The 26,800-nt window shown below is 73.0% G+C and carries 23 protein-coding genes; 11 read left to right on the forward strand and 12 right to left on the reverse strand.

Annotated elements, in window-relative coordinates; translation table 11 throughout:
- Window position 1 precedes the first annotated feature (1 nt).
- The 6 genes from ACFWBN_RS11405 to ACFWBN_RS11430 all read right to left on the reverse strand — a co-directional run bounded on the left by ACFWBN_RS11405 (window position 2) and on the right by ACFWBN_RS11430 (window position 7,950).
- Window positions 2–907 (reverse strand): fumarylacetoacetate hydrolase family protein, encoded by a 906-nt coding sequence (locus ACFWBN_RS11405; protein WP_385174238.1) that lies wholly within the window; start codon window positions 905–907, stop codon window positions 2–4.
- Window positions 908–1,093: 186 nt separating this feature from the next.
- The gene (locus ACFWBN_RS11410) at window positions 1,094–2,206 is read right to left on the reverse strand and encodes a cupin domain-containing protein (RefSeq protein ID WP_385174240.1); all 1,113 of its coding nucleotides are present in this window, start codon (window positions 2,204–2,206) and stop codon (window positions 1,094–1,096) included.
- Window positions 2,203–3,246: a carbon-nitrogen hydrolase family protein gene (locus ACFWBN_RS11415; protein WP_385174243.1), complete on the reverse strand. Its 1,044-nt coding sequence runs from the start codon at window positions 3,244–3,246 to the stop codon at window positions 2,203–2,205. Before ACFWBN_RS11415 ends, ACFWBN_RS11410 begins: the two co-directional genes overlap by 4 nt.
- A gap of 12 nt (window positions 3,247–3,258) precedes the next feature.
- Window positions 3,259–5,655, reverse strand: a complete 2,397-nt coding sequence (locus ACFWBN_RS11420) for a bifunctional salicylyl-CoA 5-hydroxylase/oxidoreductase (protein WP_385174246.1) — start codon at window positions 5,653–5,655, stop codon at window positions 3,259–3,261.
- Between the two features lie 97 nt (window positions 5,656–5,752).
- On the reverse strand, window positions 5,753–6,250 hold the full coding sequence (locus tag ACFWBN_RS11425; protein ID WP_385174250.1) for an acyl-CoA thioesterase: 498 nt from the start codon (window positions 6,248–6,250) through the stop codon (window positions 5,753–5,755).
- 29 nt (window positions 6,251–6,279) lie between these two features.
- Window positions 6,280–7,950 carry an AMP-binding protein gene (locus tag ACFWBN_RS11430; protein WP_385174253.1) on the reverse strand — a complete coding sequence of 557 codons (1,671 nt, stop codon included), beginning with the start codon at window positions 7,948–7,950 and terminating at the stop codon, window positions 6,280–6,282.
- Window positions 7,951–8,194: 244 nt separating this feature from the next.
- Between ACFWBN_RS11430 and ACFWBN_RS11435 the strand changes: the two genes are divergently transcribed.
- The 4 genes from ACFWBN_RS11435 to ACFWBN_RS11450 all read left to right on the forward strand — a co-directional run bounded on the left by ACFWBN_RS11435 (window position 8,195) and on the right by ACFWBN_RS11450 (window position 13,009).
- Window positions 8,195–9,691, forward strand: a complete 1,497-nt coding sequence (locus tag ACFWBN_RS11435) for a carboxylesterase/lipase family protein (protein WP_385174256.1) — start codon at window positions 8,195–8,197, stop codon at window positions 9,689–9,691.
- Between the two features lie 322 nt (window positions 9,692–10,013).
- On the forward strand, window positions 10,014–10,676 hold the full coding sequence (locus tag ACFWBN_RS11440) for a DUF4142 domain-containing protein (RefSeq protein WP_385174259.1): 663 nt from the start codon (window positions 10,014–10,016) through the stop codon (window positions 10,674–10,676).
- A 14-nt stretch (window positions 10,677–10,690) separates the two neighbouring features.
- Window positions 10,691–12,052 carry a DUF1996 domain-containing protein gene (locus ACFWBN_RS11445; RefSeq protein WP_385174262.1) on the forward strand — a complete coding sequence of 454 codons (1,362 nt, stop codon included), beginning with the start codon at window positions 10,691–10,693 and terminating at the stop codon, window positions 12,050–12,052.
- A 165-nt stretch (window positions 12,053–12,217) separates the two neighbouring features.
- Window positions 12,218–13,009, forward strand: a complete 792-nt coding sequence (locus ACFWBN_RS11450; RefSeq protein ID WP_385174265.1) for an RNA polymerase sigma factor — start codon at window positions 12,218–12,220, stop codon at window positions 13,007–13,009.
- Between the two features lie 70 nt (window positions 13,010–13,079).
- Here ACFWBN_RS11450 and ACFWBN_RS11455 read toward each other — a convergent pair whose 3' ends face one another.
- Window positions 13,080–13,988 (reverse strand): PucR family transcriptional regulator, encoded by a 909-nt coding sequence (locus ACFWBN_RS11455; protein ID WP_385174268.1) that lies wholly within the window; start codon window positions 13,986–13,988, stop codon window positions 13,080–13,082.
- A gap of 817 nt (window positions 13,989–14,805) precedes the next feature.
- Here ACFWBN_RS11455 and ACFWBN_RS11460 point away from each other — a divergent pair.
- From ACFWBN_RS11460 to ACFWBN_RS11480, 5 genes are all read left to right on the forward strand, one after another.
- The gene (locus ACFWBN_RS11460; RefSeq protein WP_385174272.1) at window positions 14,806–15,660 is read left to right on the forward strand and encodes a hypothetical protein; all 855 of its coding nucleotides are present in this window, start codon (window positions 14,806–14,808) and stop codon (window positions 15,658–15,660) included.
- Window positions 15,657–17,105 (forward strand): NADH-ubiquinone oxidoreductase-F iron-sulfur binding region domain-containing protein, encoded by a 1,449-nt coding sequence (locus ACFWBN_RS11465; RefSeq protein ID WP_385174276.1) that lies wholly within the window; start codon window positions 15,657–15,659, stop codon window positions 17,103–17,105. The genes ACFWBN_RS11460 and ACFWBN_RS11465 overlap by 4 nt, the downstream gene beginning before the upstream one ends.
- A gap of 149 nt (window positions 17,106–17,254) precedes the next feature.
- A complete protein-coding gene (locus tag ACFWBN_RS11470; protein ID WP_385174278.1) occupies window positions 17,255–18,244 on the forward strand; it encodes an SCO0930 family lipoprotein in 990 nt (329 codons plus the stop codon).
- A 103-nt stretch (window positions 18,245–18,347) separates the two neighbouring features.
- Window positions 18,348–18,827, forward strand: a complete 480-nt coding sequence (locus ACFWBN_RS11475; protein WP_385174281.1) for a hypothetical protein — start codon at window positions 18,348–18,350, stop codon at window positions 18,825–18,827.
- 173 nt (window positions 18,828–19,000) lie between these two features.
- Window positions 19,001–20,581 carry an alpha/beta hydrolase gene (locus ACFWBN_RS11480; protein ID WP_385174284.1) on the forward strand — a complete coding sequence of 527 codons (1,581 nt, stop codon included), beginning with the start codon at window positions 19,001–19,003 and terminating at the stop codon, window positions 20,579–20,581.
- Window positions 20,582–20,649: 68 nt separating this feature from the next.
- On the opposite strand, the gene ACFWBN_RS11485 is transcribed toward ACFWBN_RS11480, so the two are convergent.
- The 5 genes from ACFWBN_RS11485 to ACFWBN_RS11505 all read right to left on the reverse strand — a co-directional run bounded on the left by ACFWBN_RS11485 (window position 20,650) and on the right by ACFWBN_RS11505 (window position 24,558).
- A complete protein-coding gene (locus tag ACFWBN_RS11485; protein ID WP_385174287.1) occupies window positions 20,650–21,258 on the reverse strand; it encodes a DUF4865 family protein in 609 nt (202 codons plus the stop codon).
- A 34-nt stretch (window positions 21,259–21,292) separates the two neighbouring features.
- A complete protein-coding gene (locus tag ACFWBN_RS11490) occupies window positions 21,293–21,883 on the reverse strand; it encodes a TetR/AcrR family transcriptional regulator (protein ID WP_385174290.1) in 591 nt (196 codons plus the stop codon).
- A gap of 61 nt (window positions 21,884–21,944) precedes the next feature.
- Window positions 21,945–22,397, reverse strand: coding sequence for an SRPBCC family protein (locus ACFWBN_RS11495; RefSeq protein ID WP_385174292.1), 453 nt, complete (start codon window positions 22,395–22,397; stop codon window positions 21,945–21,947).
- A gap of 61 nt (window positions 22,398–22,458) precedes the next feature.
- Window positions 22,459–23,844 carry an MFS transporter gene (locus tag ACFWBN_RS11500; protein ID WP_385174585.1) on the reverse strand — a complete coding sequence of 462 codons (1,386 nt, stop codon included), beginning with the start codon at window positions 23,842–23,844 and terminating at the stop codon, window positions 22,459–22,461.
- Between the two features lie 123 nt (window positions 23,845–23,967).
- Entirely contained in the window at window positions 23,968–24,558 is a 591-nt protein-coding gene (locus ACFWBN_RS11505) for a hypothetical protein (protein WP_385174296.1), read from the reverse strand.
- 136 nt (window positions 24,559–24,694) lie between these two features.
- Between ACFWBN_RS11505 and ACFWBN_RS11510 the strand changes: the two genes are divergently transcribed.
- Window positions 24,695–25,372: a response regulator transcription factor gene (locus tag ACFWBN_RS11510; protein ID WP_385174302.1), complete on the forward strand. Its 678-nt coding sequence runs from the start codon at window positions 24,695–24,697 to the stop codon at window positions 25,370–25,372.
- Window positions 25,373–25,439: 67 nt separating this feature from the next.
- Window positions 25,440–26,798 carry an ATP-binding protein gene (locus ACFWBN_RS11515; protein WP_385174588.1) on the forward strand — a complete coding sequence of 453 codons (1,359 nt, stop codon included), beginning with the start codon at window positions 25,440–25,442 and terminating at the stop codon, window positions 26,796–26,798.
- The last annotated feature ends 2 nt before the right edge of the window (window positions 26,799–26,800 follow it).

Genomic DNA, 26,800 nt, shown 5'->3' on the forward strand with positions numbered 1-26,800 from the left:
CTCAGCGGGCGTCGACGACGGGGTTGGTGAGGGTGCCGACGCCCTCGACGGTGGCCTCCACGGTGTCACCGGGGTGCAGGAACTCCGGCGGGACCATGCCGGCTCCCACGCCCGCGGGCGATCCGGTGGCGATGACGTCACCGGGTTCGAGGGTGACGCCGGAGGAGATGTCGGCGATGAGGCGGGCGATGGGGAAGAGCATGTGCCGGGTGTTGGACTTCTGCTTGGTGACGCCGTTGACGCGCAGGGAGAGGTCCAGGGCCATGGGGTCGGGGATCTCGTCGGCGGTGACGACGGCGGGGCCGAAGGGGGCGTAGGAGTCCTGGCCCTTGGAGAAGAACCACTGGCCGGAGCGCCGCTGGTCGCGGGCGCTGATGTCGTTGACGATGCTGTAGCCGAAGATGTGCTCGTAGGCCTCCTCCTCGCTCACGCGGAAGGCGGTGCGGCCGATGACGACGGCGAGCTCGCACTCCCAGTCCAGCTGGGTGGTGAGGTCGGCGTTGTGCAGGATGGGCTGTCCGGGGCCGGTCACGGCGGTGGCGGGCTTGCTGAAGAGCACGGGGCGCGAAGGGCGCTCCTTGTCGGTGTCCAGGCTACGGCTGGACTCCTCGACGTGCTCGACGTAGTTCAGTCCGACTCCGATGATCTTCCCGGGGCGCAGCGGGGCCGCGAGCGACACCTCCTCGATCCGGTGCACGGCCTCGGCCGGCCACGCCGCGGGGCCGCCGGCCAGCAGGCGGCGCGCGGTGTCCTGGGCGGCGGCGCCCGCCCGGATGAAGGACAGGAGGTCCAGGGGCAGCGGTTCGCCGGCCCGGGCGGCCAGGGTGGCGAGGTCGACGACGAGGTCGTCGGCCTGTGCCCCGAGGCGGAGGGGCGAGGCGTCGTGGGTGTAGCTGACCAGCCGCATGGGTGGGTGCTCCTTGCAGGTGAGGGGGTGAGGGGTGCCGGTGGAGGGTCGGGCGGCGGCGGAGTTCAGGTGCTCCGCCGCCGCCCCGTTCCGGGCGGTACGGGGGCATGAGGACCGGCCCGGTTCGGTGCTCCGCCGCGCCGGCGCCGGTGTCAGGGCCGGCGGCGTCCGGTGCGGCGGAGCGGCTCAAGAGGCGGGCTGGTGCCCGCCGTTGTCGGTGTACGCCTCTTCGCGGTGGAAGCCGAGGGAGCGCATGACGGGGAAGTCGTTGAAGGAGAAGAGGCAGGCGTCCTCGGAGCTGTCGAGGTTCTCGTGCTCGTGCCAGGCCCAGGAGGGCACGCAGAACATGTCGCCCTGCTGCCACTCGAAGCGCTGTCCGGCGATCACCGAGACGCCGCGCCCCTTGGCCGCGGTGTAGATGACCGAGCCGGTGTGGCGGTGGGCCAAGGTGGCCTGGCCGGGCCGCAGGAGCTGCATGTGGGCGCCCATGGTCGGCATGACGGAGCCGCCGGTGAGCGGGTTGGTGTACTCCGCGATCACGCCGTCGTACGGGGAGCCCTCGGTGGCCTTGGACAGGTTCAGCAGGGCCTCGTACGTGGGCTCCCAGGGGAAGGCGAGCAGCGGCGAGTAGGGGCGGGTCCACTTCTCCACGCCGTACGGGAGCAGGTTCGCGCCGTACGTCAGCACCGAGGAGTTGATCACCTTTCCGGGGGTCTGGTACAGCTCGGGGTGGACCTCGTAGAACCCGGCGTCCAGGGCGTTGACCAGCGGGATGTCCAGTCCGTCCTGCCAGATGACGGGGGCGTCGTCGGCTTCGTTGCCGTGCTCGTGCCAGGTGCCGTTCGGGGTGATGGCGAAGTCTCCCGGTCCGACCTTCAGCTTCTGGCCGTCGACGATCGTCCAGGCGCCCGTTCCCTCGTGGACGAAGCGCAGGGCGGCGGCCTGGTGGCGGTGGGCGGTCATGGCCTCGCCGGGTCCCATGATCTGCAGGCCGGTGTAGAGGAGTCCGACCGCGGCGCTGACGTCCTTGCGGCCCGGGTTGACGAGCATGACCACGCGGCGGCCGGCGTCGTCGGCCTTGACCAGGTCCAGGGCCTTGCGGACCAGGGGCCGCAGTTCGCTGTAGCGCCACAGCACGGGGACGGACTTGGGCTGCGGGTACCAGGGCTCGATGTCATTGGCCACGGTCCAGAGCGCGCCTGCTTCGAGCTGGGCGAGTTCGCCGTAGAACACGGCGAGTTCGGGGGAGTCGGATACCCGTGCGCGCCCGAGCCGGCTGTCGTCGTACTCGGTGGTCATGCGTCCTCCTTCGGAGTGCCGGTGATACCGGTGGTGCCGTTGGTGTCGGTGGAGAGGGGTGCCGCGAAGTGCGCCGGATCCGTGGCGAAGGTCACCGGCGTACGGGGGCGGTTGTCGACGTGGAGCTGGAAGACGTCGAACCGGTTGTAGTGGCCGACGATGTCGTGCATCTGCTTGGGCTGGATGCACTTGGCCAGGTCGATCTCGGCGTAGACGATTCCCTCTTCGTCGACGAGGGGCTCGGTGACGGGGCGGCCGTCGGGGCCGAAGATCCCGGACAGGGCGCTGCGCGGGCGGGTGAACTGCTTGCGCAGCTCCTCGTCGTCGCCCGCGAGGGCGTCGACGATCTCCGGGGAGATGGTCGAGCAGGCGACGACGGAGAAGACCTTGCCCTCGAAGCTGTGGGCGGCGGTGCGCACCGCGATCGCGTCCGCCATGTCGTAGTCGGCCGGGGCCACGGGCAGGGCGATGTAGCAGGAGGCGTGGACCAGTTCGCCCTGCGCGAGGAGGGCGAAGCGGGCCAGGGTGTTGGTGTTCTCGCCGCAGGCGAGGGCGCCGAGCGGGCCGATCGGGGTGTGGTGGACCTTGAGGGAGCTTCCGTCTCCCCCGGTCCAGGTGAGCTTCTCGGCCCAGGTGGGCACCAGCTTGCGGTGAACTCCGAGGAGTTCGCCGTCCGGGCCGATGGTGAGCAGGGTGTTGTAGAGGACGCCGAGGCTGTGCGGACCGCGCTCGTTGACGCCGATGACGAGGGTGACCCCGTACTGGCGGGCGGCGGCGCGCAGTTGGTCCACGTACGGGCCGGGGACGTCGATGGCCGAGCGGTAGAGGCGCTCGAACCAGGGCGAGCCCTGGACCGGGTTCATCGTCCAGTTCCAGTACGGGTATCCGGGGACGAACACCTCGGGGAACACGACCAGTTCGGCGCCCCCCGCCGCGGCCTGCGCGATGAGCCCGACCGCCTTGTCGACGGTCGCCGCGAGGTCGAGGTACACGGGGGCCGCCTGCACGGCCGCGGCGGTGAAGCGTGGCAGATTGTCCATCGGTCCTCCAGGTCAGCGCGCGGCCGCGGCGGCGGCAGCGGGAACGTGCGGAACCCAGCGCTGGTGCACGGGTGCGGAAGCCTCGCGGAGCAGCTGGAGGCGGGGCGGAACGCGGTCGGTGCGCGCGCCCGGCGGGCGGCCGCTGCCCGCCCGCCAGGAGGCGGGCCACGGTGCCGCCGGGCCCCGGTAGCCCTGGGCGGCCGCGGCATGCAGCGTCCACAGGGGGTCGTGGAGCTGGGCGCGGCCGACGGCGCACAGGTCGGCGCGGCCGGCCAGGACGACGGAGTTCACGTCGTCGTAGGTGGAGATCGCGCCGACGGCGATGGTGGGCACCCCGGTGGCGTTGCGGATCAGGTCGGCGTACGGCGTCTGGTAGCTGCGGCCGTACCGGGGCCGCTCGTGGGCGACGACCTCGCCCGTGGACACGTCCACCGCGTCGGCGCCGGCCTCGCCCAGGGCGCGGGCGATCTCCACCGCGTCGGCCTCGCTGGTCCCGCCGTCGGCCCAGTCGGCCGCGGAGATGCGGACCACGAGGGCCTTGCCCTCGGGCCAGACGGCGCGCACCGCGCGCAGGACCTCCAGGGGGAAGCGCAGCCGGCCGGCGAGGCTGCCGCCGTACTCGTCGGTCCGCTGGTTGGTCAGCGGCGAGAGGAAGCCGGACATCAGGTGGCCGTGGCCGTACTGCAGTTCCAGGGCGTCGAAGCCGGCGCGATGGGCGCGTAGGGCCGCGGCGGTGAAGTCGCGTGCGATGTCGTCCATGTCCCGGCGGGTCGCTTCCCGCGGGATCGCGGCCTGCTCGTCCCAGGCCAGCGGGGAGGCGGCGACGAGCGGCCACCCGTCGGCTCCGAGCGGGACGGCCCGGCCGTCCGGTCTGGGCACGCCGGTCGCGGCGCGGCGGCCGGCGTGGGTGAGCTGGATGCCCAGGCAGGTGTCCGACTGGCCGTGCACGAAGTCGGTGATGCGCCGCCAGGCGGCCTCCTGCTCGTCCGTGTACAGGCCGGGGCAGCCCCGGGTGGCCCGGCCGTCGGCGCTGACCGCGGTCATCCCGGCGAGGACGAGGCCGCTGCCGCCCAGGGACTGGGTGCTCAGGTGGACGAGTTCGAAGTCTCCCGGGACCCCGTCCCGGGCGGTGTACAGCGCGGTGGGCGGTACGACGACACGGTTGCGCAGGCGCAGGCCGCCCAGCCGGAACGGGCGGAACATCGGCGGGACGACGGTGCCGGTGCCGGACGGGGTGGCCCTCAGGGCGCTCGCGTCGGAGTGCCAGGTATCGACAGCAGCCGTGAACGCCTCGTCGCGCACCCGCAGGTTGTCGTAGGTGACGCGACGGCTGCGGGTGAGGAGGTTGAAGGCGAACTGCGGCGGCTCCTGGGCCGTGTAGCGGCCGACGTTCTCGAACCATTCGAGGCTGGCCTGGGCGGCGCGCTGGGTGGATTCGACCACCGGCCGGCGCTCGGCCTCGTAGGCGGCGAGCGCCGAGGCCACGTCGGGGTGTTCGTGCAGGCAGGCGGCCAGGGCCAGGGAGTCCTCCATGGCGAGCTTGGTGCCGGAGCCGATGGAGAAGTGGGCGGTGTGGGCGGCGTCGCCGAGCAGGACGACGTTGCCGTGGCGCCAGGAGGCGTTGCGGACGGTCGTGAAGCGGATCCACTTCGAGGCGTTGGGGATCAGGCGGTGGCCGTCGAGGTGATCGGCGAGGATCTCCTCGCACCGTCGTACGCTCGCCTCGTCGCTCTCGCCCCGGGCGAACTCCCGGTCGGCGAGCGCCTCGAAGCCCGCCCGCCGCCAGTCGTCCTCCGCGATCTCCACGATGAAGGTGCTGCGCTGCCCGTCGTACGGGTAGGCGTGGACCTGGATGCTGCCGAAGTCCTGCCTCTCGACGATGAAGGTGAACGCCTCGAAGACGCGGTCGGTGGAGAGCCACATGTAGCGGCAGTGCCGCTCGTCCAGGTCCGGGCGGAAGCTGTCGGCGTAGGTCTCGCGGGCCGTGGAGCGGATTCCGTCCGCGGCGACCACCAGGTCGTAGCCGGCCGAGAGCTCCTCCACGGGCGGGGCCTCGGTGCCGTAGTGCACCCGCACCCCGAGCTCGGCGCAGCGCTTCTGCAGGATCTCGCGCAGCCGGTTGCGGTCCAGGGCGGCGAAGCCGTGGCCGCCGGAGACGTGGACCTCACCGCCGTAGCGGACGTCGATGTCGCTCCACCGGGCGAACTCGGCGGACATGGCCGCAAACACGGCGGGGTCGGCCTGCGCGATGCCGTCGAGCGTCTCGTCGGAGAAGACGACGCCGAAGCCGAAGGCGTCGTCGCGGGCGTTGCGCTCCCAGATCGTGATCTCCCACTCGGGTGAGAGCTGCTGGGCCAGGGCCGCGAAGTACAACCCGCCGGGCCCTCCTCCGATGACTGCTACACGCACGGTGCTCCTCCTTGTGGTTCCGGAAAACAGAATATGCTGCATATTTGGCGATCGTCAAGAATCCAGCACATTCGATCGGGCGACGCGCTCTCCCGGGTCACGCGAACAGCTCGGGGGCCTGGGGACCGGCCTTGGTGAGGACCTCCCGCACGTCATCGGGCCAGGCCGTGGACCCCGTGGCGCGCGAGGCCGAGTGCGCGATGACCATGCGCCCGGTGGCGGCCGGCTCCTCCCCCTCGCCGCGGACGGTGAAGGCGTAGTGCAGGGAGCTGCTTCCGACCTTGACCACCGCCAGTTCGGTGCGGACGGTCTCGCCGAACCACAGCCGGGCCCGGTAGTCGGCCTCGAAGTGGACGCGGGGGGTGCTGCCGAAGAGGTGGGCCAGGCCCAGTCGCCGCAGCAGGACGGCCTCGGCCGCCTCGACCCAGCGCACCACGGTGGAGTGGTGGTAGTGGCCGGCCGCGTCCGTGTCCTGCCATTCGACGCGCCGCTCGATGACGACGCCGGGCAGGTTCTGCTCGGATGCCTCGGGGCATCCGGCGGCGCAGCTGTCCGTCGGTGCGGAAGCCGCGTGCCGCGGGCTGGAGGTGTCCATGATGGTGTCCTTCGTTCGGCCGGCGGGGGCTAGCCGGCGGTGGTGGAGCGGGCGGGGGCGTCTGCGTGCGCCGGGGCGGGTTCGACGGCGTGGGCGCGCTTGCGCAGCTCGGCACGCTGGAGCTTCCCGTTGCTCGTGCGCGGGAGGTCGGTGACGAACTCGACGGCGCGCGGGTACTTGTAGGGCGCGACGGTTCGCTTGACGTGGTCCTGGAGCTCCTTGACCGTCGCCCCGTCGGACGCGACGCCGGGGCGCAGGATCACGTACGCCTTGACGACCATGCCGCGCTTGTCGTCCGGGGCTCCGACGACCCCGCACTCCTCGACGTAGGGGTGGGTGGCGAGCGCCTTCTCCACCTCGGGGCCGGCGATGTTGTAACCGGAGGAGACGATCATGTCGTCACTCCGGGCCACGTACCAGAAGTAGCCGTCGGCGTCCCGGATGTAGGTGTCGCCGGTGATGTTCCAGCCGTTCCTGACGTATACGGTCTGGCGCGGATCCTCCATGTACCGGCAGCCCGTGGGGCCGGTGACGGCGAGGAGTCCGGGCTGCCCGTCCGGGACGGGCTCGCCGTGCTCGTCGACGACGCGGGCCCGGTATCCGGGCACGGGTCTGCCCGTGGAGCCGGGGCGTATGTCGCCGTCGGAGGCCGAGATGAACACGTGGAGCATCTCGGTGGCACCGATGCCGTCGATGATGGCCAGCCCGGTGGCGGCGTGGAACTCCTCCCACACGGCCGCGGGCAGCGCCTCTCCGGCGGACACGCAGCGGCGCAGCCCCGCCAGCCGGTCCACCGCGCCGGCCGCCATGATCGCCCGATAGGCGGTGGGCGCCGTGAAGAGCACGGTGACTCCGTGCTCCGCCACGAGGTCGGCCAGCTGCTGCGGGGCGGCCTGCTCGATCAGCAGGGTGGCGGCGCCCGCGTACAGCGGGAAGACCACGAGTCCGCCGAGCCCGAAGGTGAAGGCGAGGGGCGGGGTCCCGGTGAAGACGTCGTCCCGGCCGGGGCGCAGGACGTGGCGGGAGAAGGTGTCGGCGTTGGCCAGCACGTCCCGGTGGAAGTGCAGGGTCGCCTTCGGCCGCCCGGTCGTTCCCGAGGTGAAGGCGATCAGGGCGACGTCGTCCGCCGCGGTGGCGACGTTGGCGAAGCGCCCGTCCTTCGTGGCGCAGCGCGCGACGAGGTCCTCCTCGCCGGTACCGCCGTAGGACAGTACGGCCGGGCCGGGGCCGTCGGCGGCGGTGAGCTCGTCGAGGTAGCGGTGGTCGCACACGGCGACGGTCGGCCGGCTGATCCCGCGCAGCTGGGCGAGCTCGCCGGCCCGCAGCAACGGCATGGTGGTGACGGCGACGCCGCCGGCCTTCAGGACGCCGAACCAGGCGGCCACCAGCCACGGGTTGTTGGGGCCGCGCAGCAGGACGCGGTTGCCGGGGACGAGGCCGAAGTCCTCGGTGAGCACCTGGGCGACCTGATTGGCACGTTCCAGCAGGTCACCGTAGGTCCACCGGTCCGTGGGAGTCAGCAGACAGGGCCGGTCGGGGCCCCAGCGGTGGACGGTGTCGTCGAGGATCCGCTGGGCGCAGTTGAGCCGCTCCGGGTAGTGCAACTCCGGGAGGTCGAAGTGCAGTTCGGGCCAGAGGGGGAAGGGCGGGAGCCGGTCACGGCAGAACGTGTCGACATGGGCAGAGGGGGAGAGCTCCATGGGGCGGCACCTCAATCTCGGGGCAGCAGGGGGAGTGGGAGCAAGTATCCCGCTAATTTGCCGACCGTCAATGATGCGCAATAACGCATCGTGTTAACAGCGTGTTACGCGACCGGGGCCCGGGGGCGGTGCGGGCGGCCGGCCCGCGGGCCGGCCTGGATCGCGAAAGATTGACGTACGGCGAAATTACGCAATACCTTGAGCATCGCCAAGACTGTCGATCCGGTCCGGAAGGAAGCACTGGATGGGTTCCGCCCAGCACCGCACCGCACCCGTCGTGAACACCCGCTCAGGTCCCCTCCGCGGCGTCGTCGAAGGCGATCTGACCGTGTTCAGGGGCGTGCCCTACGCGGCGCCGCCCGTCGGGCCCCTCCGGTGGCGCCCCGCGCGGCCCCACCCCGGCTGGAGCGGGATCCTCGACGCGGCCTCCTACGGGCCCGGCTCGCCGCAGACCGTCCGCGAGGGCGACCCCGTACTCGGCGGCCACGGCTCCCCGCCCTTCGACGAGGACTGCCTGACGCTCAACGTGTGGACGCCCGGCGCCGACGACGCGCGCCGCCCCGTCCTGGTCTGGATCCACGGCGGCGCCTTCATCTCCGGCTCCGGTGCGATGCCCCAGTACTCCGGGCGGACCTTCGCGCGGAACGGCGACCTGGTGGTCGTGAACCTCAACTACCGGCTCGGCCCGCTCGGCCTCCTCTCCCGCGCCCCGGACGACGGAACGGAGCACCACAACCTCTGGCTCACCGACCAACTCGCCGCGCTGCGCTGGGTGCAGGACAACATCGCCGCGTTCGGCGGGGACCCCGGGAACGTCACCGTCGCCGGCCAGTCCGCCGGCGCCCTGTCCACGGCGGCGCTCGCGGGCCACGCCGGCGGCGGCCGCCCCTTCCACCGGGCCATCCTCCAGAGCGTCCCGCTCGCCATGCCCCTCGCCACGCCCGCCGAGGCCGCGGCCCGAACCGCCGCCTACCTGGAGGCCGTCGGCGCCAAGGACATGGACGAGCTGCGCACGGCCCCGTGGCCCCGGCTGGTCGGAGCCACCCCGGAACTCCTCGCCGCCACCGCACAATGGGGGCACTGGACCACCCCGTTCATGCCGGTGCTCGACGGCCCGACCGCGCCGCGCCGGCCCGTCGAGAACCTGCTCGACGGTCCGGGCGCGGACATCGACGTGATGATCGGCTGGACGCGGGAGGAGTCCGCGTTCACCTTCGCGCTGAACCCGGCGTACGCGTCGACGACCGAGGAGCAGGTGCTCCGCCGGGCCCGGGACTCCTTCGGCGACGCGGCGGCCGCGGCGTACACCGCCTACGCCGCCGCCCGCCCGGGCGCCCGGCCGATCGACGTCCTCGTCGACCTGACCACCGACGAGGCGTTCAGGAAGCCCACCCTGGCGTTCGCGGAAGCGCGGGCCGAGCGGGGTCGCCCGGTCTGGGCGTACGAGTTCGCCTTCCCCACCCCCGCGCACGAGGGCCGGCTGGGCGCCCCGCACTGCCTGGACCTGCCGTTCGTCTTCGACAACTTCGACGACTGGTCGCACGCGCCCTTCCTCGCGGGCATGGACACGAGGGTCAGGGACGGCCTCGCCCGGGCCGTGCACCGGGCCTGGATCTCCTTCATCCGCACCGGCGACCCCAACCACCCGGGCGTGCCCCGCTGGGAGCGGTACGACCGGCAGTCCCGCACCACGATGCGCTTCGACTCCGTCATCGAGGGCCGTGCGGATCCGCTCGGGTGAAGGAGCCTCCCAGGTGGCGGGCGTCGTTGCCGACGCTGCGCCCGACGCCGATCCGCCCCGGTCCCCGCAGGGACCGGGGCGGACGTGTGCACGTGGGGCGCGGCAAGATATCAGCCTTTCGAGTACTCGCCCGGATGTTTATCCAATAGTGATGGCCCTCCCGCAACGGCACCACAAGGGGCACTAGCGTCCCGTGACACCCCGGGAACGCGGGTGTGCCCCGCACGGCGCGTGCGGCCCCCCTGCCCCGCCACCCTCCCGGCCCACGGAGCAAGGAGGCACTGTGCTGTCATTCCGGCGGAGGTCCATCAACAGCTTGTCGGTGGCCACGAGATACACGATCGGAAGCGGTTTCGTCATCACCGCCCTGGCCGTCACGCTGATCGCCCTGCTGATCCCGGTGGACAAGTTCGGCGGCCGGACCGCGGCCGCGGCCGGGCGGCCGGCGGCCGAGGACGACGGCGGCGGGACCCTGAGCACGGCGTACGGACCGCTCACCCCCGCGGACCGCGACTTCGTCCGCAAGGTACGGCTCGCCGGACTGTGGGAGCTGCCCGCCGGCCGGCAGGCCCAACAGCGCGGCACGCGCGCCGCGGTGCGCACGGCCGGGGAGCACCTCGTCGAGGGCCACACCGAGCTGGACCGGCAGGTCATCCAGGTCGGCCAGGCCCTCGGCATCGACCTGCCCAACCAACCCAGCGAGCAACAGCAGGACTGGCTCGGCCAGTTGACCCGCGCCAAGGGGGACGAGTACGAGCGGCTGTTCATCCAGCTGCTGCGCCGCGCGCACGGAAAGGTCTTCGCGCTGCTCGCCCAAGTGCGGGCGCAGACGCGGAACTCCATGGTCCGCGCCCTCGCCACCTCCGCCAACACCACCGTCCTGGACCACATCACGGTCCTGGAGGACAGCGGGCTGGTCGACTTCGACGCGCTCTCCGACGCGACCCCCGCTCCCGTCCCCTCCCCTGTCCGAACGACGAAGTGAAGTGAAGTGATCGCATGAGCGAAAAGGGACACAAACGCCCCCGTTTGTCGAAGAGGCTCCTGGCCACCGTCGCCGCTCTGGTCCTGGGCGGCGGCGGGGTCGCCATCGTCGCCGGCAACGCCAACGCGGGCCAGGAGCAGGACCGTGCGGGTCGGGTGACGGCCACCATCGACTGCCCCGACGTGGGCGACCGGCTCACGGCCGTGCCCGACCAGGCCCGGTCCGAGGTCGACGAGAGCCTCGCCGAGCTCGACGTACAGGTGGCCGACGCCTACCGGCGGCTCGCCTCCGGCGAGGCGCGCGGCGACGCCCTCCTCGGCGAACTCCAGGGACAGCGCGACCGCACCATCACCCGCATGTCCGATGCGATAGCCCGGTCCGCGGACCGGCCCGAGCAGCTCAAGTCCCTCGCCGGATGTCGGATGAAGGAGGCGTCGGCGCAGGAGGACGACGCGGCGGCCGATCCGGAGGCCGCCCGCAGCATCGGCGGCAAGGCCGGCCCGGCGCGCAGCGACTTCGTCTCCATCACCAAGGTCCGGCCGAACGTACGCACCCCCGCGGCGGCGGCCGGGGCCTCCACCGGTTCCTTCAGCTCCCGGTGCGGCCGCAACGAGAACGGCCACTCCAACCCCGACAACGTGATCGTCGCGCCGGGCGTCTCCAACGGCGCCCACCACATGCACGACTACGTGGGCAACAAGTCCACCGACGCCTTCTCCACCAACGACAGCCTCGCGGCGGCCGGCACCACCTGCGGCAACGGCGACCAGTCCAGCTACTACTGGCCCGTGGTCCGGCTGCGCGACGGCAAGGCGGCCGCGGACGCCAAGGCGCCCGGCGGCGGGCTGGACGCGAACGTCGGCACCGTCCTGCGGCCCAAGCAGGTCACGATCACCTTCAAGGGCAGCCCCGCGGGCAAGGTCACCGCGATGCCCCGCTTCCTGCGGATCATCACCGGCGACGCCAAAGCCTTCACCAACGGCACGGCGAACGCCAACGCCTCGTGGAGCTGCACCGGATTCGAGGACCGCCAGCTGAAGGACAAGTACCCGATCTGCCCCAAGGGCAGTGACGTGGTGCGCACCTTCACCTTCCAGAGCTGCTGGGACGGCCGCAACACCGACAGCGCCAACCACCGTACGCACGTGGCCTTCCCGGACCGCAACGGCCGCTGCCCCAAGGGCTTCACCGCCATTCCGCAGTTGGTGAACCGGATCACCTACGGCGTCGCGCCGGGCGCGCGGTTCGCCGTGGACAGCTTCCCGGAGCAGCTGCACAAACCCGTCACCGACCACGACGACTTCATCAACGTCATGTCGAAGGACCTGATGGCCACCGCCGTCGACTGCATCAACGGCGGGCGCGCCTGCCGCTGACGCCCGCGCGACCGTACGGATCCCCCAGGCTCCCGGGCGCGGCGCACCCCTCCCCCACCCATCGCGCCCGCCCGGGACAGGTGTTGGCCCGAAGCCGACTTCGGGCCAACACCGCACATCCCCGGCCGGGCCGGCCCGGTCCCGAACGACCCTGCGAGGAGTCCCATGTCCGGCTCTCGTACATCCGCAGACTCCGACGGGGAGCTCACCCGGCGGCTCAGGAGAGGCTTCGGCACGGGCGCCACGGACCCGGCCGTGTGCGATCTCCTCTACCGGCGGCACCGGCGGGCGGCCCTCGCGTACGCGCGCACCTGCTGCCGTACCCCGCAGGACGCGGAGGACCTCGTATCGGAGGCCTTCCTACGCACCTTGCAGGCCGTCCGCTCCGGCGCCGGGCCCCGGGGCCCCTGGCGGGCGTACCTGCTGGCCGTCGTGCGCAACACCGCCATGCAGTGGCGGGACGGTGAGGGCAGGACCCTCCTGACGGCGGACTTCGACACCTGGTGCCAGCAGGCGGCCGCCGGCGGCGACCCGCAGGGCAGGCTGCTCGCGGGCGAGGACCGGCGGCTCGTCGTCCGCTCCTTCCGCACGCTGCCGGCGCGCTGGCAGGCCGTGCTGTGGCACACGCTCGTCGAGGAGGACCCGCCGCACGAGGTCGCCGCGCTGCTGGGGATCACCCCCAGCGCGGTGACCTCGCTGGCGTTCCGGGCGCGGGAGGGGCTGCGCGAGGCGTATCTGCGCGCCCATCTGGACACCGCGGCGGGCGGCCGGTGCGGCCACTACAGCGGCATGCTCGGCTCGGCGGTGCGGCGCGCCGCCCGTACGCATCCGCCCCGCGGGCTCGCCGTGCACCTGGCGGCGTGCGGGCCCTGCGCACGGGCGTACGCGGAGCTGGTCGACCTCAACTCGACGCTGCGCGGGGCGGTTCCGGCACCGGACTCCGCTGCCGCCGCCTGACCGCCCCCGCGAGCGAAGCCGGCCCGGCCCCGTGGTGACGGGGCCGGGCCGACTGCCGTCCGGCGGTGGATCACAGGCCGTTGACGCGCGCCATCCGCCCGACGACCACCGGTGTGAAGTCCGCGGTGACGACGCGGGCGGTCCTGCGGCTCACCCGCGAGTGCTGACGCCGTACCTGGGCCATCAGCCGGCGGCTGCGCAGGGCCATCTCCAGCTCGAACCGGGTGCGGGGGTCCCGCAGTCCGGGTCCGAAGAGCTTCTCCAGCTGCCGCATGCGGTAGCGGACCGTCTGCGGGTGCACGCTCAGGGCCTTGGCCGCCTCGGGTGCGCCGCCGCCCTCCAGCCAGGCCAGCAGGGTCACCTCCAGCCGCTCGCTCTGGCGCGGGGTCAGGTCCGCGAGCGGCCGCAGCCACCGGGCGGCCAGCGCGTGCGCCAGCGGCTCGTCCTGGAGCAGGAGCAGGGTCGAGAGGTGGTCGTCGACGAAGACGGCGCGGGCGTCCAGGCCGCCCGCGCGGGCGGGTGTCAGCGCGAGCAGGCGCAGCGCCCAGCGCAGCGAGGACGCGGCGTCCCGCAGCGGGACCGCGTGGCCGACCGCCGCGAACCGGCCGCGCAGCGGGAGTTCGAGCGGGGCCCGGCTGTCGGGATCCGGGCTCGGCACCAGCAGGCACGGCCGGCCGGCGAACATGCCGGCGAGGGCGTCGTCCAGCACGGTCGCCAGCTGCTGCGTCTCGCCGGGCGTGGCCGGTGCGATGGCCCGTACGGCTGTCGGGAGGGGCCAGCCTGCCGCCTCCGCGAGCTCGGCGAGGGAGTTCTCGGATGCGGCCCGGTCGTCGGTGAGCGCCCTGAAGAGCTCCTGGCGCGCCCTGCTGCCGTGGTCCGCGTGTTCCGCGCCCTCGGTCTCGGTCTCGGTACCGGTTTCTGCATCGGCATCGGTCTCGCTCTCGGTCTCCGGTTCAGCGGGTGGCTGCGGCGGCTTCACCACCTGGGGCCTTTGCCGCCCCTGCGGTCCTTGCGATCCTTGCGGTCCTCGCGGTGCCGGTAGTGCCTGCAGTCGTTGTGGTGCCGGGTGTTGCTCCTGTTCCGTGCCCGAGTGGCCGTCGCGCACGTCCCGTTCGGCCGGGGCGTCGCGGTAGCCGAGAGCGGCGAGAAGGGCCTCTTCCACCCGCTGTATGAGCAATTCGTCATCGATGGCATCGTTGTCATCGATAAGCGTGGAAAATCCCGGAATTCCATGCAGAAGCTCCTCCACTATCTCGGCGGCCAGCGCGGGGAGTTCCCTTCGCAGGACGCGGGTCCACTCTCCGCGTGGGCGGGACCAGATGCGGTTCAGAAGTTCGCACATCGTTTCCTCGTTCGTGCCGGGGTGAGGCCTGCCCGGTGCGGGAGCGACAGGCCTGCCGAGGTCGCTTCGCTTGCCAACTGCCCTGTTCGACAAGTGAGTTGCGATCCTCGTACTACCTCCTGGAGGGAACCGACCCCCTACGGTCCCGCGGTTTTGCCTTGTTTTTGCCGTCGGGGACGCGTAGGCCGCGGGCAGTGCGTTGGCCTGTCGCAACCTCCACTGGAGGGGAATCTTCCGGGGTTGTTCGATGCGCCGGAGACGCGGTGCGAGAAATTATCACGTTTCGATAAATCCTGTGGAGGAGCCGTGCAGCTCCACGATGCTGCTGCACTCCGGCCCCAAGCACCTCGGCCGGCGCAGGAATTTCACAGCGCTGCCGGGCACGACCGTCAACGACCCCCGGGTGCCGAGCGCCCGCTGGAGTGCTCGGCACCCAGGCGCACAGGAGATCTGGATGCCCCTGCCCCAGCTGCACATACCGCGCTCGCACCGGGCCCGCCGCAGGAGTCTTCCCGCGCCCGCGGCTCCGGTCGCCGCCGCGGCCCTCGCCTCCGTCATCGTGGCCGCCCGCGCGGGCGCCCTGACCCATGTATGGGACTTTCTCGACTACGGGGCGGGCGTACTCTCGCTCGTCTCGCTCACCGCCACCGTCCTGTGGGGGCTGGTGGCCACCGACCGGGTGCTGCTCGGTCCCGGCCACCGGCTGCTCGCCCAGGGTGTGCACCGCGGCCTGGCCGTGGCGGGGCTCGGCTTCCTGGCCCTGCACGTCTGGGTCAAGGTCGCGGAGCAGCGGACGACCGCGGCCGCGGCCGTCCTGCCCTTCGCCGACGACGAACAGCCCGTCCTCATCGGCCTCGGGACACTGGCCGGATACCTCTTCGTGTCCGTGGCGGTGTCCGGGGCGGTGCGCAGCGTGTTCGCCACCAAGAGCCGCTCCCTGTGGTGGCGGGCCCTGCACATCGGCGCCTACCCCGCGTGGGGGGCGTCGCTCGTGCACGGGCTCAAGGCGGGCCGGCCCGGCGCCGTCTGGGTGATGGCGGCCTACGCGCTGTGCCTGATCGGCGTCGCCACCGTGCTCGCGCTCCGCCTCAAGTCCCGGATGAGCGGGGCTCGTTCGCGCCCCGCTGGGGCTCCGCCCACGCGACCACGGCCGCGTCCGGGTCCGGGTCCGGGGCCGGGTACGGGGCCGCGTAGGACCGTGTCCGTACGGCCGGTGCCGCCGCCCCGGCCCGAACGCCCCCCGTACGCCGCGGCGTACGCGCCGGGCGGCTCCGATCGGCAGCCCGCCGCCCCGGAGCGGTGGATGTGACCGGCGAACCGCGCCCCGGCCTCGGCTGCGTGGGCGCCCCCCGACTGCTCGCCGGACTCGACCGGGCGCCACGGCTGGACCGCTCCGCCCATCTGGCCGTGCACGGCACGCTGCCCCGCTACCGCCCCGACGAACTCGTCGGCCTCGCCGACGACATCGACCTGCGGGGCCGTGGCGGGGCCGGCTTCCCCTTCGCGAGGAAGCTGCGGGCCGTCACCCGCTCCGCCCGGGGCCGGGACGCCCCCACCGCTGTCGTCGTCAACGGAAGTGAGGGCGAGCCGAGTTGCCTCAAGGACACCGCTCTGCTGCTGCACGTACCGCACCTGGTGCTCGACGGGGCCCTGCTGGCCGCCGCCGCGCTCTCCGCCGAGGAGGTGGTGGTGGCCGTCACCCGGGCGGACGTGGAGCAGTCGGTGCGGGACGCCGTCGCCGAGCGCGGCCCGGCCGGCCGCCGGGTGCGCGTGACGAGGCTTCCCGAGCGGTTCGTGACCGGGGAGGGCACCGCCCTCGTCAGCGGGCTGAACGGCGGTGCGGTGGTGCCGTCCGGACAGAAGGTGCGGACCAGCGAGAGGGGCCTGGGAGGTGTGCCGACCCTGCTGTCGAACACCGAGACCTTCGCCCAACTCGCCGTCGCCGCGCGGCTGGGCGCGCCGGAGTACCGCGCGACCGGCCTGCCGGCCGAGCCGGGCACCGTACTGCTGACCGTCGCCGGGTCCACGGTCGTCGAGACGCCGACGGGGGCCTCGCTGGCGTACGTCCTGGAGCTGTGCGGCACCGATCCCGGCCAGGGCGTACTGGTCGGCGGCTACCACGGCAGATGGCTGGACGCAGGATCCGCGCGCACCGCGCCGGTGTCCCGGCAGTCCCTGGCGTCCCTCGGCGCGGTGCTGGGGGCGGGGGCGGTACTGCCCCTGCCCGAGGACACCTGCCCGGCCGGCGAGGTGGCGCGGGTGACCCGGTGGATGGCGAAGGAGTCGGCGGGCCAGTGCGGGCCCTGCGTACGGGGGCTGCCCGCGCTGGCCGACGTACTGGAGGACGCCGTCAGAGGCGGCGGCCGGGCGGCCCTGGAGGCGGTGGAGGCGCGGATGGGGGCGGTCCGCGGCCGCGGTGCGTGCAGTCATCCGGACGGCACCTCGCACTTCGTGGCCTCGGCGCTGGCCGCCTTCCCCGACGAGTTCCACGACCACGCCCTCGGCAGCGGGTGCGGCCGGCGGGTGCTCGGGGCGCTGCCGCTGCCGCGGGACGAGAGTCCGGAGCGGCTGGTCGTGGACTGGACCCTGTGCAAGGGGCACGGGCTGTGCGTGGACATCCTTCCCGATGTCGTACGGCTCGACGCGGACGGATATCCGGCCCAGGCCTCCATGCCGGTGCCGGGGCGGCTGCGGCCGAAGGCGCTGCGCGCGGTCCGGCGCTGCCCGGCCCTCGCCCTGCGCATCCAGGAATGAGCCGGGCCGGTGCACGTCCGCGGACCGCCCCGAGTTCGTTCTTGGCGCGATCTGACAAATTCCGAGGGATATCGACTTCCGCTCTCCCGGGGCCCGTATGAATAGCCGAGGGCACGACATCGCGGGACCGAATCCAAAGGAGAGAGATCATGAAGAGAATGCATCGCGGGATATTCGCCGGGTCGGCGGTCGCGGCACTGCTGCTGACAGCCGGATGCGGTCTCGGCGGCGAATCCCCGGGAAAGAGCAGTGCGGTGCAGCCGGTGAGCGACAGCAAGAAACTCGGCTCGGGATACGGCTCGGAATCCGGTACCGGGTCCGATACGGGGTACGGCAGCGATCCGGGCACCGCCACGGTGGGCGAAGCCGGGAAGAACGGCCCGGCCGGGCAGCTCAAGGTGGCGGAGCTGCCGAATCTGGGCGGCGCGGTCACCGACGGGGCGGGCTTCACCCTCTACCGGTTCGACAAGGACACGGCCAAGCCCCCCAAGTCCAACTGCGAAGGGGACTGCGCCCAGGCCTGGCCGGTCGTGGCCGCGGACGACGCCACTGCGGGCGAAGGGATCGACGCGGGCCTGCTCGGTTCGGTCGCCCGGGCCGACGGCACCCGGCAGCTCACCCTCGCGGGGTGGCCCGTCTACCGCTACGCGAAGGACACCAAGGCGGGTGACGCCCTGGGCGAGGGCGTCGGCGGAACCTGGCACGTGCTGGGCGCCGACGGAAAGCCGGCCGCCGCGGCCAAGAAGCCGGCGCAGGAGGCGGAGAAGGCGGAGAAGGGCGTCGAACTGTCCGTCCGGCAGAATGCGCAGCTCGGCGGAATCCTCGCGGACGCGGAGGGCCGTACGCTCTACCGCTTCGACAAGGACAGCGCCTGGCCGATGAAATTCGGCTGCCTCGATGCCTGCCTGGACACCTGGAAGCCCGCACAGCCCGTCGACCGGACGAAGGTGTCGGGAATTGCCGCCGAATTGGTCGGCTCGGTGAAGCGCCCCGACGGCTCGGAGCAATTGACGATCGACTGCTGGCCGGTCTATTTGTTCACGGGTGACAAGGAGCCCGGCGACATCAACGGGCACAACAAGCAGGGCCTTTGGTTCGCCGTCACCGACAAGGGAAAGAAGGCGAAGGCCGCCGGCTAGGACCGACCGGGCCCCGGCCCGGGTCCCGGCCCCTACAGACCCGTGGTGCCCGGCTCTCCCCACCGGGCACCACGGCCATCCCCGATCAGCCAGTGAGGACGCCATGCCACGGCCGCCACACCGCCCCGCCCGCCGGACCCTGCCCGTCATCGCCGCGTGCGCCGCCGCCCTGCTGAGCGGCGGCTGCGCCGAGCACTCGGCCACCGCCCGGCCGCCGTCGGCCTCGGCCTCGGCCCCGACCTCGGCCCCGGCCTCGACCTCGACCTCGACCTCGATCGAGGAGATCGCCGCCGCCGTCGGCTGCAGCGCCGAAGTGAGCGTCCAGGCCGAGGAGTTGCGCCAGGGCGGATGCCAGACCGGGCAGGGCGCCTTTCGCATGGTCACCTTCGCCGCGGCCGAGGGCCAGACCTCCTGGCTCGCCGAAGCCCGCATGTACGGCGGCAGCTACCTGGTCGGCGACCGCTGGGTCGTCACCGCCCAGCCCCCCGAGGCCCTGGCCGCCCTGCGCACCCGCCTCGGCGGCTCCCTCGAAGCCCCCTCGGGGCACGCCGGCCACGGGGCCGCGAGCCCGGCAGGCGGGTGAGAGGACGCCGCCGCAACACCGACCGGCTTCCGACTCCGGCGGCGTGTCGGCCAGTTGTCCGGATTTCGGCTCATTCGTGAGACGCACAAGGCCCGACCTTCGGGATGATTCGCCCCGGCCCGGCGTGCAACAAGGTGAGCGGGTAAGCGACTTCACCGAAAGGAACGGCCCCTGTGCGCCTGAAACGCTCCGCACCGCTGCTCGCCGCCGCCGGACTCATCGCCACCACCGTGCCCCTGCTGACGGCCACCCAGGTGTCCGCCGCCCCGGCGGGCGACTACCTGCGGCAGAAGCCCGCCTGGCACCGCTGCAGTCCCGACCAGCCGGCCTCGTACGAGTGCGCCACGCTGAAGGTCCCGCTCGACTACCGGCGCCCCGAAGGGCGCACGATCGACCTCGCCATATCCAGGATGAAGAGCGAGAACCCCGCCAAGCGGCACGGCGCCATGCTGCTCAACCCCGGCGGTCCGGGCGGCTCCGGGCTCGATCTGCCCCTGATGATGAACGAGGCGATGCCCAAGGACGTACGGGAGCAGTACGACCTCATCGGCTTCGACCCGCGCGGCGTCGGTGGCAGCAGCCCGATCACCTGCGGGCTGACCGACGCCGAGCAGAACATCAACCGGCCCTACCGGCCGGAGAGCTTCCCCTCCGACGTGGAGTGGGCGCGTTCGGTCGCCGACAAGTGCCGCGAGAAGGCCGGCGCGGTGCTGCCGTACATCACCACCCGCAACACGGCGCGCGACATGGACACGATCCGTACGGTGCTGGGCGAGCGCAAGCTCTCGTACCTGGGGTACTCGTACGGGACCTACCTGGGCGCGGTCTATTCGCAGATGTTCCCGGAGCGGACCGACCGCTTCGTGCTCGACAGCGGTGTCGACCCGCAGCGGATCTGGCGCGGCATGCTCCAGGTCTGGGCGACGGAGGCGGAGCCCGCCTACGCCCGGTGGACGCAGTGGGCGGCGGAGCGGTCGGGCGAGTACGAGCTGGGCGACACCCCGAAGGCGGTGTCCGACACGTTCTGGGGGCTGGTGGCGCGCGCCGACAAGGACCCGATCGACCTCGACGGGCAGAAGGTGACGGGCGACGACATCCGCTCCGCACGGGCGGTGTTCTTCTACCCGGCGCAGGCCACTCCCCTGGTGGTGGCCCTCAAGGCGGCCGCCGAGGGCAAGCCGCTGCCCGCGGGCCCGGCCCTGGCGGAGGCGAAGCGGCTGGTCGGGGGCGCCCAGGCCGCCGAGCCCGCCTCGGACAACGGTACGGCCGTGTTCTGGGCCGTGGTGTGCGGGGACACGGGCACCTGGCCCCGCTACACCGAGCAGTACGAGCGGGACGCGGCGAAGGACAAGGTCAAGTACCCGCTGTACGGGGACTTCGCGTCCAACATCAAGCCGTGCGCCTTCTGGCAGCGGCCGGTCGAGGCGGCCACGCCGATGAAGACGCGGGCGAACGTGCTGACCGTGCAGAACGAGTGGGACTCGCAGACCCCGCTCACCAGCGGTCAGGGCCTGCACCGGGCGCTCAAGGGCTCGCGGATGGTGCTGGCGGCCGGCGGTGAGGGCCACGGCGTGTACCTCGCCGACCCGAACTCCTGCGCCAACGCCCCGATCAACACGTACCTGACGACGGGCCGGCTGCCCGCCGAGGACGTGACCTGCCAGAGCCCGGCGGGCGGCACGGAGCGGCGCGAGGCGCTGTCCCCGTCGCCGTCGCGTCCGCTGCCGTTCCCGGCCGCGCCGAACCGGTTCTGACCGTTCCGTCCCGAGTCGAGGACTGAACGAGTCAACGAGTCAACGACTCGACGGGCGGGCCGACAGCACTACGGGTGGAGGCCGTTCGGCAGGTCTGCCAGGCCGGGCGCGGACAGGTGCAGCACCTGGTACCGCTCGGTGGCGTCCTCGTCCTGCGGAACGGCGTCCGCCCACACGACGAACCTGAGCAGTCGCCAGTCCCGGGGGTCGACGGCGAGGACGGCGGTGTGCACGCCGTCCCGCCGTGCGAGCTCCGCCAGTTCCCCGGTCTCGCGCTCGATCCGCCCGGCCAGTCCCAGGCCGTCGGGATCGGGGCCGGGGCCGCCCGGCAGGGCGGTGAGGCGGCGGGACGCGGCCGCCGGGGCGGCGGCGCGGGCGGGCCCGGCCAGGGCGGCCAGTCCGGTCCAGTGGTGGACGGGCGGGCGGCCGAAGTCGCGGACGATGCCCTGGAATCCGGCGCCGCCGACCAGGAACCGGCCCATCGCGCCGATGTCGTTCCAGAGGTAGAAGGGCGCGTACTCGTTCACGGGCGAGCCCTCGGTGCCGCGTTCGCGGACGAGGTACGCCTTCAGCCCGGCCCGGTCGTCGAGGAGGTGGCCGTGGTCGGCGACGCGCTTGCGGATGATCCGCATGTCGTAGTCGGCGGGGAGGGTGATCTCGTACTGACTGGCGTACACGGGGCTGCGCTGCCCTTCGGGTCGGCTCGGTCGGTCAGGAGTGGTGCTCGGGGTCGGGGCCCGGTGTGGCGTGTGCGGCGAGCAGCCCGAGGAGGCCTTCGACGGCCTGGCCGAACACCTCGGCGGAATCGGCGGCCCGGGCCAGCACGTATCCGCCCTGGAGCACCGCGACGACGGCTGCGGCGGTGGCGTCCGGATCGAGTCCGGCGGCCAGTTCGCCGCGGTCGCGCCCCTCGGCCAGCACGCCGGCGAGCCGCTCGCGGAGCCAGGCGAAGGTCTCCACGACCGGGCGGCGCAGGGCGGGATCGGCCATGACGTCGGGGTCCTGGGTGAGCCGGCCGACGGGGCAGCCCTTGAGCACCTCGCGTTCGCGCCGCAGGTACGCGGTGATCCTCTCGGGCGCCGAACCAGGGGCGGCGAACTGCGCCTCGGCCTTGGCGCGCATTTCCGCGGCCGTACGGTCGATCGCGGCGAGCGCCAGTTCCGGCTTGCCGGCGAAGTGGTGGTACATGCTGCCCTGGCCGACTCCGGCCCGCTGCTGGATGGCCTTGGGGCTGGTGGCGACGTAACCGCGCTCCCACAGCAGTGCGCGCGTGCTCTCGATGAGGCGTTCGGACGTGCTCATGCTCGTAGTGTACATACCAGTAGGTACAGAAAATCCGCCGCCCTTGCGCTGCGACTCTGCGCTAGCGCGCCCCGGCGGCCTCCGCGGCCGCCTTGATGCGGCGGCCGAAGTCGGGGGCGTCCTTGCGGGCGGCGCTCAGCGCGAAGCCGACGAGCAGCTTGCCGAGCCCGTGGCCTTCGAGGGTGTTGAAGATCCGGACCCGGGTGCGGCCGCCGGGGAGGCCTTCGAGGTCGTAGCCGCCCTCCGCCGTGACCAGGTTCTTGCTCTCCTCCGCCCAGCGGATCAGCCGGGGCGGGTCGAATCCGACGATGCGGAACACGCGGCCGGTCTTCATCCCGGCGTCCTTGACCGTGCTGCGGAAGACGGTGCCGAGCGCGGTCGGGCCGTCGGGGGTCTTGGTGATCTGCTGGACGCGCGGGCTGAATTCGGGGTCGTTGCGCCCGTCGGCGAGGTAGGCGAAGACCTCCTCGACCGGCCGGTCGACCTCGACGGTCGCCTCGAACTGTCCGGACATGTCGGCTCCTCGGTGGGGTGCCCCGTACTTCACGATCCCAGACCGGAATCCGGGCCGCACGTTACGGGCGCGGGCGGCACGGGGGCTCGGGCTCGACGGCCGGAGCCCGGTCGGCCGGGTCGGCCGGGGATCCGGCAACCGGCTTCCCGGACGCGGTCCCGGACGCGGACGGGTCCCCGCCCCTGCGGCCGCGCAGCGGACTGAGCAGCCCGGCGCCGAGGATCAGCAGGCAGAAGGCCCCGCAGGCCAGGCTGACGGCCGGGACCCCGTGGCGGGCGGCGAGCACCGTGAGGACGGCCGCGCCCACCGGGCCCGAGGCGTTGTGCACCGTCCAGAAGGCGGAGGTGACCCGGCCGAGCAGGTGGTCGGGGGTCACCTGCTGGCGCAGGGTCATGGAGCTGACCCCGGCCAGGGTGATCCCGAACATGAACACGGCGGCCAGCACGGCGATCACCGGCACGCTGCTGCTGACGCCGGTGACCACGATCCCGGCGCCGATCATCGCGACCGAGGCCAGCCAGCAGGTCCCGAACCCGAAGATCCGGCGCAGCGCCCCGGCGGCGGCCGCCGCGGCAATGGCGCCGATCCCGCTCACGGCGATCACGTAGCCGAGGGTGGCGGCGTCCCGGCCGAGGTCGTGCCGGATCCGGTAGATCAGCAGGTCGGTGGCGCCCATGGTGACGAAGGTCAGCAGGGTGAGCAGGACCGTGAGCGGCCGCAGCAGCGGATGGGTCCACAGGAAGCGGAATCCCACGACGAACACCTCCCGCAACACCCCCGTCCCGGACCCTGCCGCCCGCTTCGCCCCCGCCCGGTCGGCGGGGTCGCCGTCGGCGGCCCGGGTGAACCGCACCCACCCCAGACTCGCGGCGGAGACCAGGAAGGTCGCCCCGTCCACGGCCAGCGCCCAGTTCGCGCCGACCGAGGCCGCGAGGAGCCCGGCCGCCACCGGCCCGAGCAGGGTCCCGAGGGCGAAGGTGCCCATCAGCCGCCCGTTGGCGGCGGTGAGGTCCTCGGTGCGCACCAGCCGGGGCACGGCCGTCACGTAGGCCACGTCGAACAGCGTCCGCAGGACCGCGGTCAGCGCGGTGAGTACGTACAGCAGCCAGATCTTCGGACCTGCGGCCCACCAGACGAACGGCACCACGCCCAGCAGCACCGCCCGCGTCAGATCGCAGACGATCATGAGCCGGCGGCGGTCCACCCGGTCCACCACGTAGCCCGCGAACATGCCCGTACCGATGCCGGTGGCCCCGGAGATGACGGTGAGGATGCCCATCTGCACGACGGACCCGGTGGCTTCCAGGACCAGCAGCGGGAGCGCGAGCAGCGAGATGGAGCCGCCGAGGACGGACAGCGCCTGGCCGAGCCAGAAGACGTTGAAGTCCCTGTTCCGCCGGAGCGGGCTGGGCTCTGGGCGGGGTGCCGCGTTCGATGCGATGGTCAGGCTCCCTCTCCGGGTGCGGACGTCGACACCGGACGGTAGGTGACGGGAGCCCGCCCTGTCATCGCGTTTTCCGGAGGTGCGCCGCGAGCGTCGGAGGAGGGCGCCGCGGAACGGCCCGCGGTGCTACCGCCCGGCGGCGGTGGGGGTGTTGCCGGTGATGGTGCCGTCCGTGCCGGAGACGGTCACCGCGTGGCGGACCCCGTCCGGTCCGAGCACCACGGCCAGCCAGGCGCTGCCGCCGCCTTCCTGGGCGACCACCCGGATGCTCTCGACCTTGCCGCCGTCCACCGCCGCGGCCGCCTTCTCGGCCGCCTGGCCGATGGCCAGCGACGGCAGGGGCGCGGGCGCGGCCCCCCTCTTCGCCGGGCCGCCGGGGCCCGGTACGCCGTCGCGCAGCTTCGGGCCCGCGTCGCCCGGCTCCCTCGCCTCCTTCAGGGCCCTCAGCTCCTTGGGGTCGCCGCCGAACTTCCGGACGACGTGCTCGTCGCCGGCGAAACGCGGACCCCCGACGCCCACCCTCTCGTGGTGCCCGTCCACCGTGACCGCCACCGCGAGCGCCGCCCCCGCACCGCCGGCGATCACCACGGCCGCGCCCAGCGCCGCCCAGCGGGCGCCCTTGCGCCGGGGTACGAGGCGCCCCAGGTTCACACGCGTGCGGGCGCCGGTCTCCGGAGCGTTCTCGGGCTGCTCGGACGGCGGGAAAGACTCAGACATACCGGGACTCCTCATACACAACCAGGCACGGCACCCGGCTCGTTGCAGAGCATGCTGAGCGGATGCTGAAGCCCACCTGAAGCCACCTGAAGACCTCTTCAGCCGGGCGCGGGCCGGGCCTGAGACCCTGGTCGGCATGCGCGTACTGGTGGTGGAGGACGAACGGCGGCTGGCCGTGGCCCTGCAGCGGGGGCTCCAATCGGAGGGGTTCTCGGTGGACGTGGCCCACGACGGGTTGCAGGGGCTGTGGATGGCCACCGAGCACGGCTACGACCTGATCGTGCTCGACATCATGCTGCCCGGCCTGAACGGCTACCGGGTCTGCGCACGGCTGCGCGCGGCCGGCAACGAGTCGGGGATCCTGATGCTCACCGCGAAGGACGGCGAGTACGACGAGGCGGAGGCCTTGGACACCGGCGCGGACGACTTCCTCTCCAAGCCGTTCTCCTACCTGGTCCTGGTCGCCCGGCTGCGCGCGCTGGCCCGGCGTACGGGCCGCCGCGGCCCGCAGGTCATGCGGTTCGGCGACCTGGTGCTGGACCCCGCCCGGCACAGCTGTTCCCGCGGCGGGACCGAGATCCGGCTGACGGCCCGGGAGTTCGCGGTCCTGGAGTACCTGGCCCGGCGCCCCGGCGAGGTCGTGCCCAAGAGGGAGATCCTGGAACAGGTGTGGGACATCGCGTTCGCCGGCGATCCGAACGTGGTCGAGGTCCACATCAGCGCCGTGCGCCGCAAGATCGACGCGCCCTTCGGCCGCGCGGCCCTGGAAACCGTACGCGGCGCCGGCTACCGGCTGGCGGTCGACGGTGGCTGAGCCCGCACTCCCCCGCCTCCCGTTCCGCCGCCTGCGGCGCCTCCTCCGGTCGTCGCCGCTGCGCCGCGTGTGGCCCACGACCGTCCGTGCCCGGGCCACCGTGGGCGCCGTCGTGGTGGTCGCCGCGGCCCTGGCGCTGGCCTCCTTCGCCCTCCTCGGACTACTGGAGGCCAATCTGCTGCGCAACGCCGAGCGCGACGCCGTGCAGCAGGCCGGGACGATCGCCCGGCTCGCGGCCTCCGGAGACCTCGACACCATGCGGCCGCCCCTGCACGGGGTCGATTTCGTCCAGGTGGTGAACGCCCGCGGCCGGGTGCTGCGCGCCTCCCCGAACCTGGCCGGAGAACGCTCGCTCGCCCCCGCCGATCCCCTCCGGCCCGGTACGGTCTTCCACACCTGGAAGGTCGGCCCGCTCGGCGGCGGCCACCGCCAGCGGGTCGTCCAGGTCACCACGGAGACCCCGCAGGGCATGGTCACCGTGTTCGTGGGGACCTCGCTGCGCGATGTGGACGCGGCCGACGACACCACCGCCGCCGCCCTCGCCGTCGGCGGCCCGCTGCTCCTCGCCACCGTCGGCCTCGTCACCTGGCGGGTCACCGGCCGGGCGCTCGGGCCGGTCGAGGCGATCCGCGCCGAGGTCGCCGAGATCACCGAGCGGGACCTGCACCGCCGGGTTCCCGTACCGCCCACGCACGACGAGGTCGCCCGCCTGGCACAGACGATGAACACCACCCTGGACCGGCTGGAGTCCGCCGGGAACCGCCAGCGCGAGTTCATCGCCGACGCCTCCCACGAACTGCGCAGCCCCATCACGGTGCTGCGCACCCAGCTGGAGGTGGCCCTGGCCGTCCGGGACCCGGAGCTGTGGCCGGAGCTGATCAGCGGCGCGCTCCAGGACATCGAGCGGCTCCAGCAGCTCTCCGCCGACCTCCTGCTGCTCGCCCGCATCGACGCCGCCCAGCCCGTGGCGTCGGTCCGGCTGGACCTGGGGGCGGTGATCCGCGACGCCGTGGAGGCACGCCTCGGGGACCGCGTTCCCGTACGGACCGAGCTGGCACCGGGCATCGAGGTGGAGGGTTCCGAACTGTGGCTGGCCCGGGTGGTCACCAACCTGCTCGACAACGCCCAGCGGTTCGCGGGCCGGCGGGTGGACGTCGTGCTGCGCACCACCTGCGGACCGTCCGTACGGACGGCCGTGCTGGAGGTGGTCGACGACGGCCCCGGCATCCCGCCCGGCGACCGGGAGCGGGTCTTCGAGCGCTTCACCCGTCTCGACGACGCCCGCAGCCGGGACCACGGCGGGGCCGGCCTGGGCCTCGCCATAGCGCGTGACCTGACCGCCCACCACGGCGGCACCCTCACCGCCGAGGACTCCCCGTGCGGGGCCCGGCTGGTGGTGCGGCTGCCGGCCGCGCGGCGGGGCTGAGT

The sequence above is a fragment of the Streptomyces sp. NPDC059989 genome (assembly GCF_042736975.1).
Classification (GTDB): Bacteria; Actinomycetota; Actinomycetes; order Streptomycetales; family Streptomycetaceae; genus Streptomyces.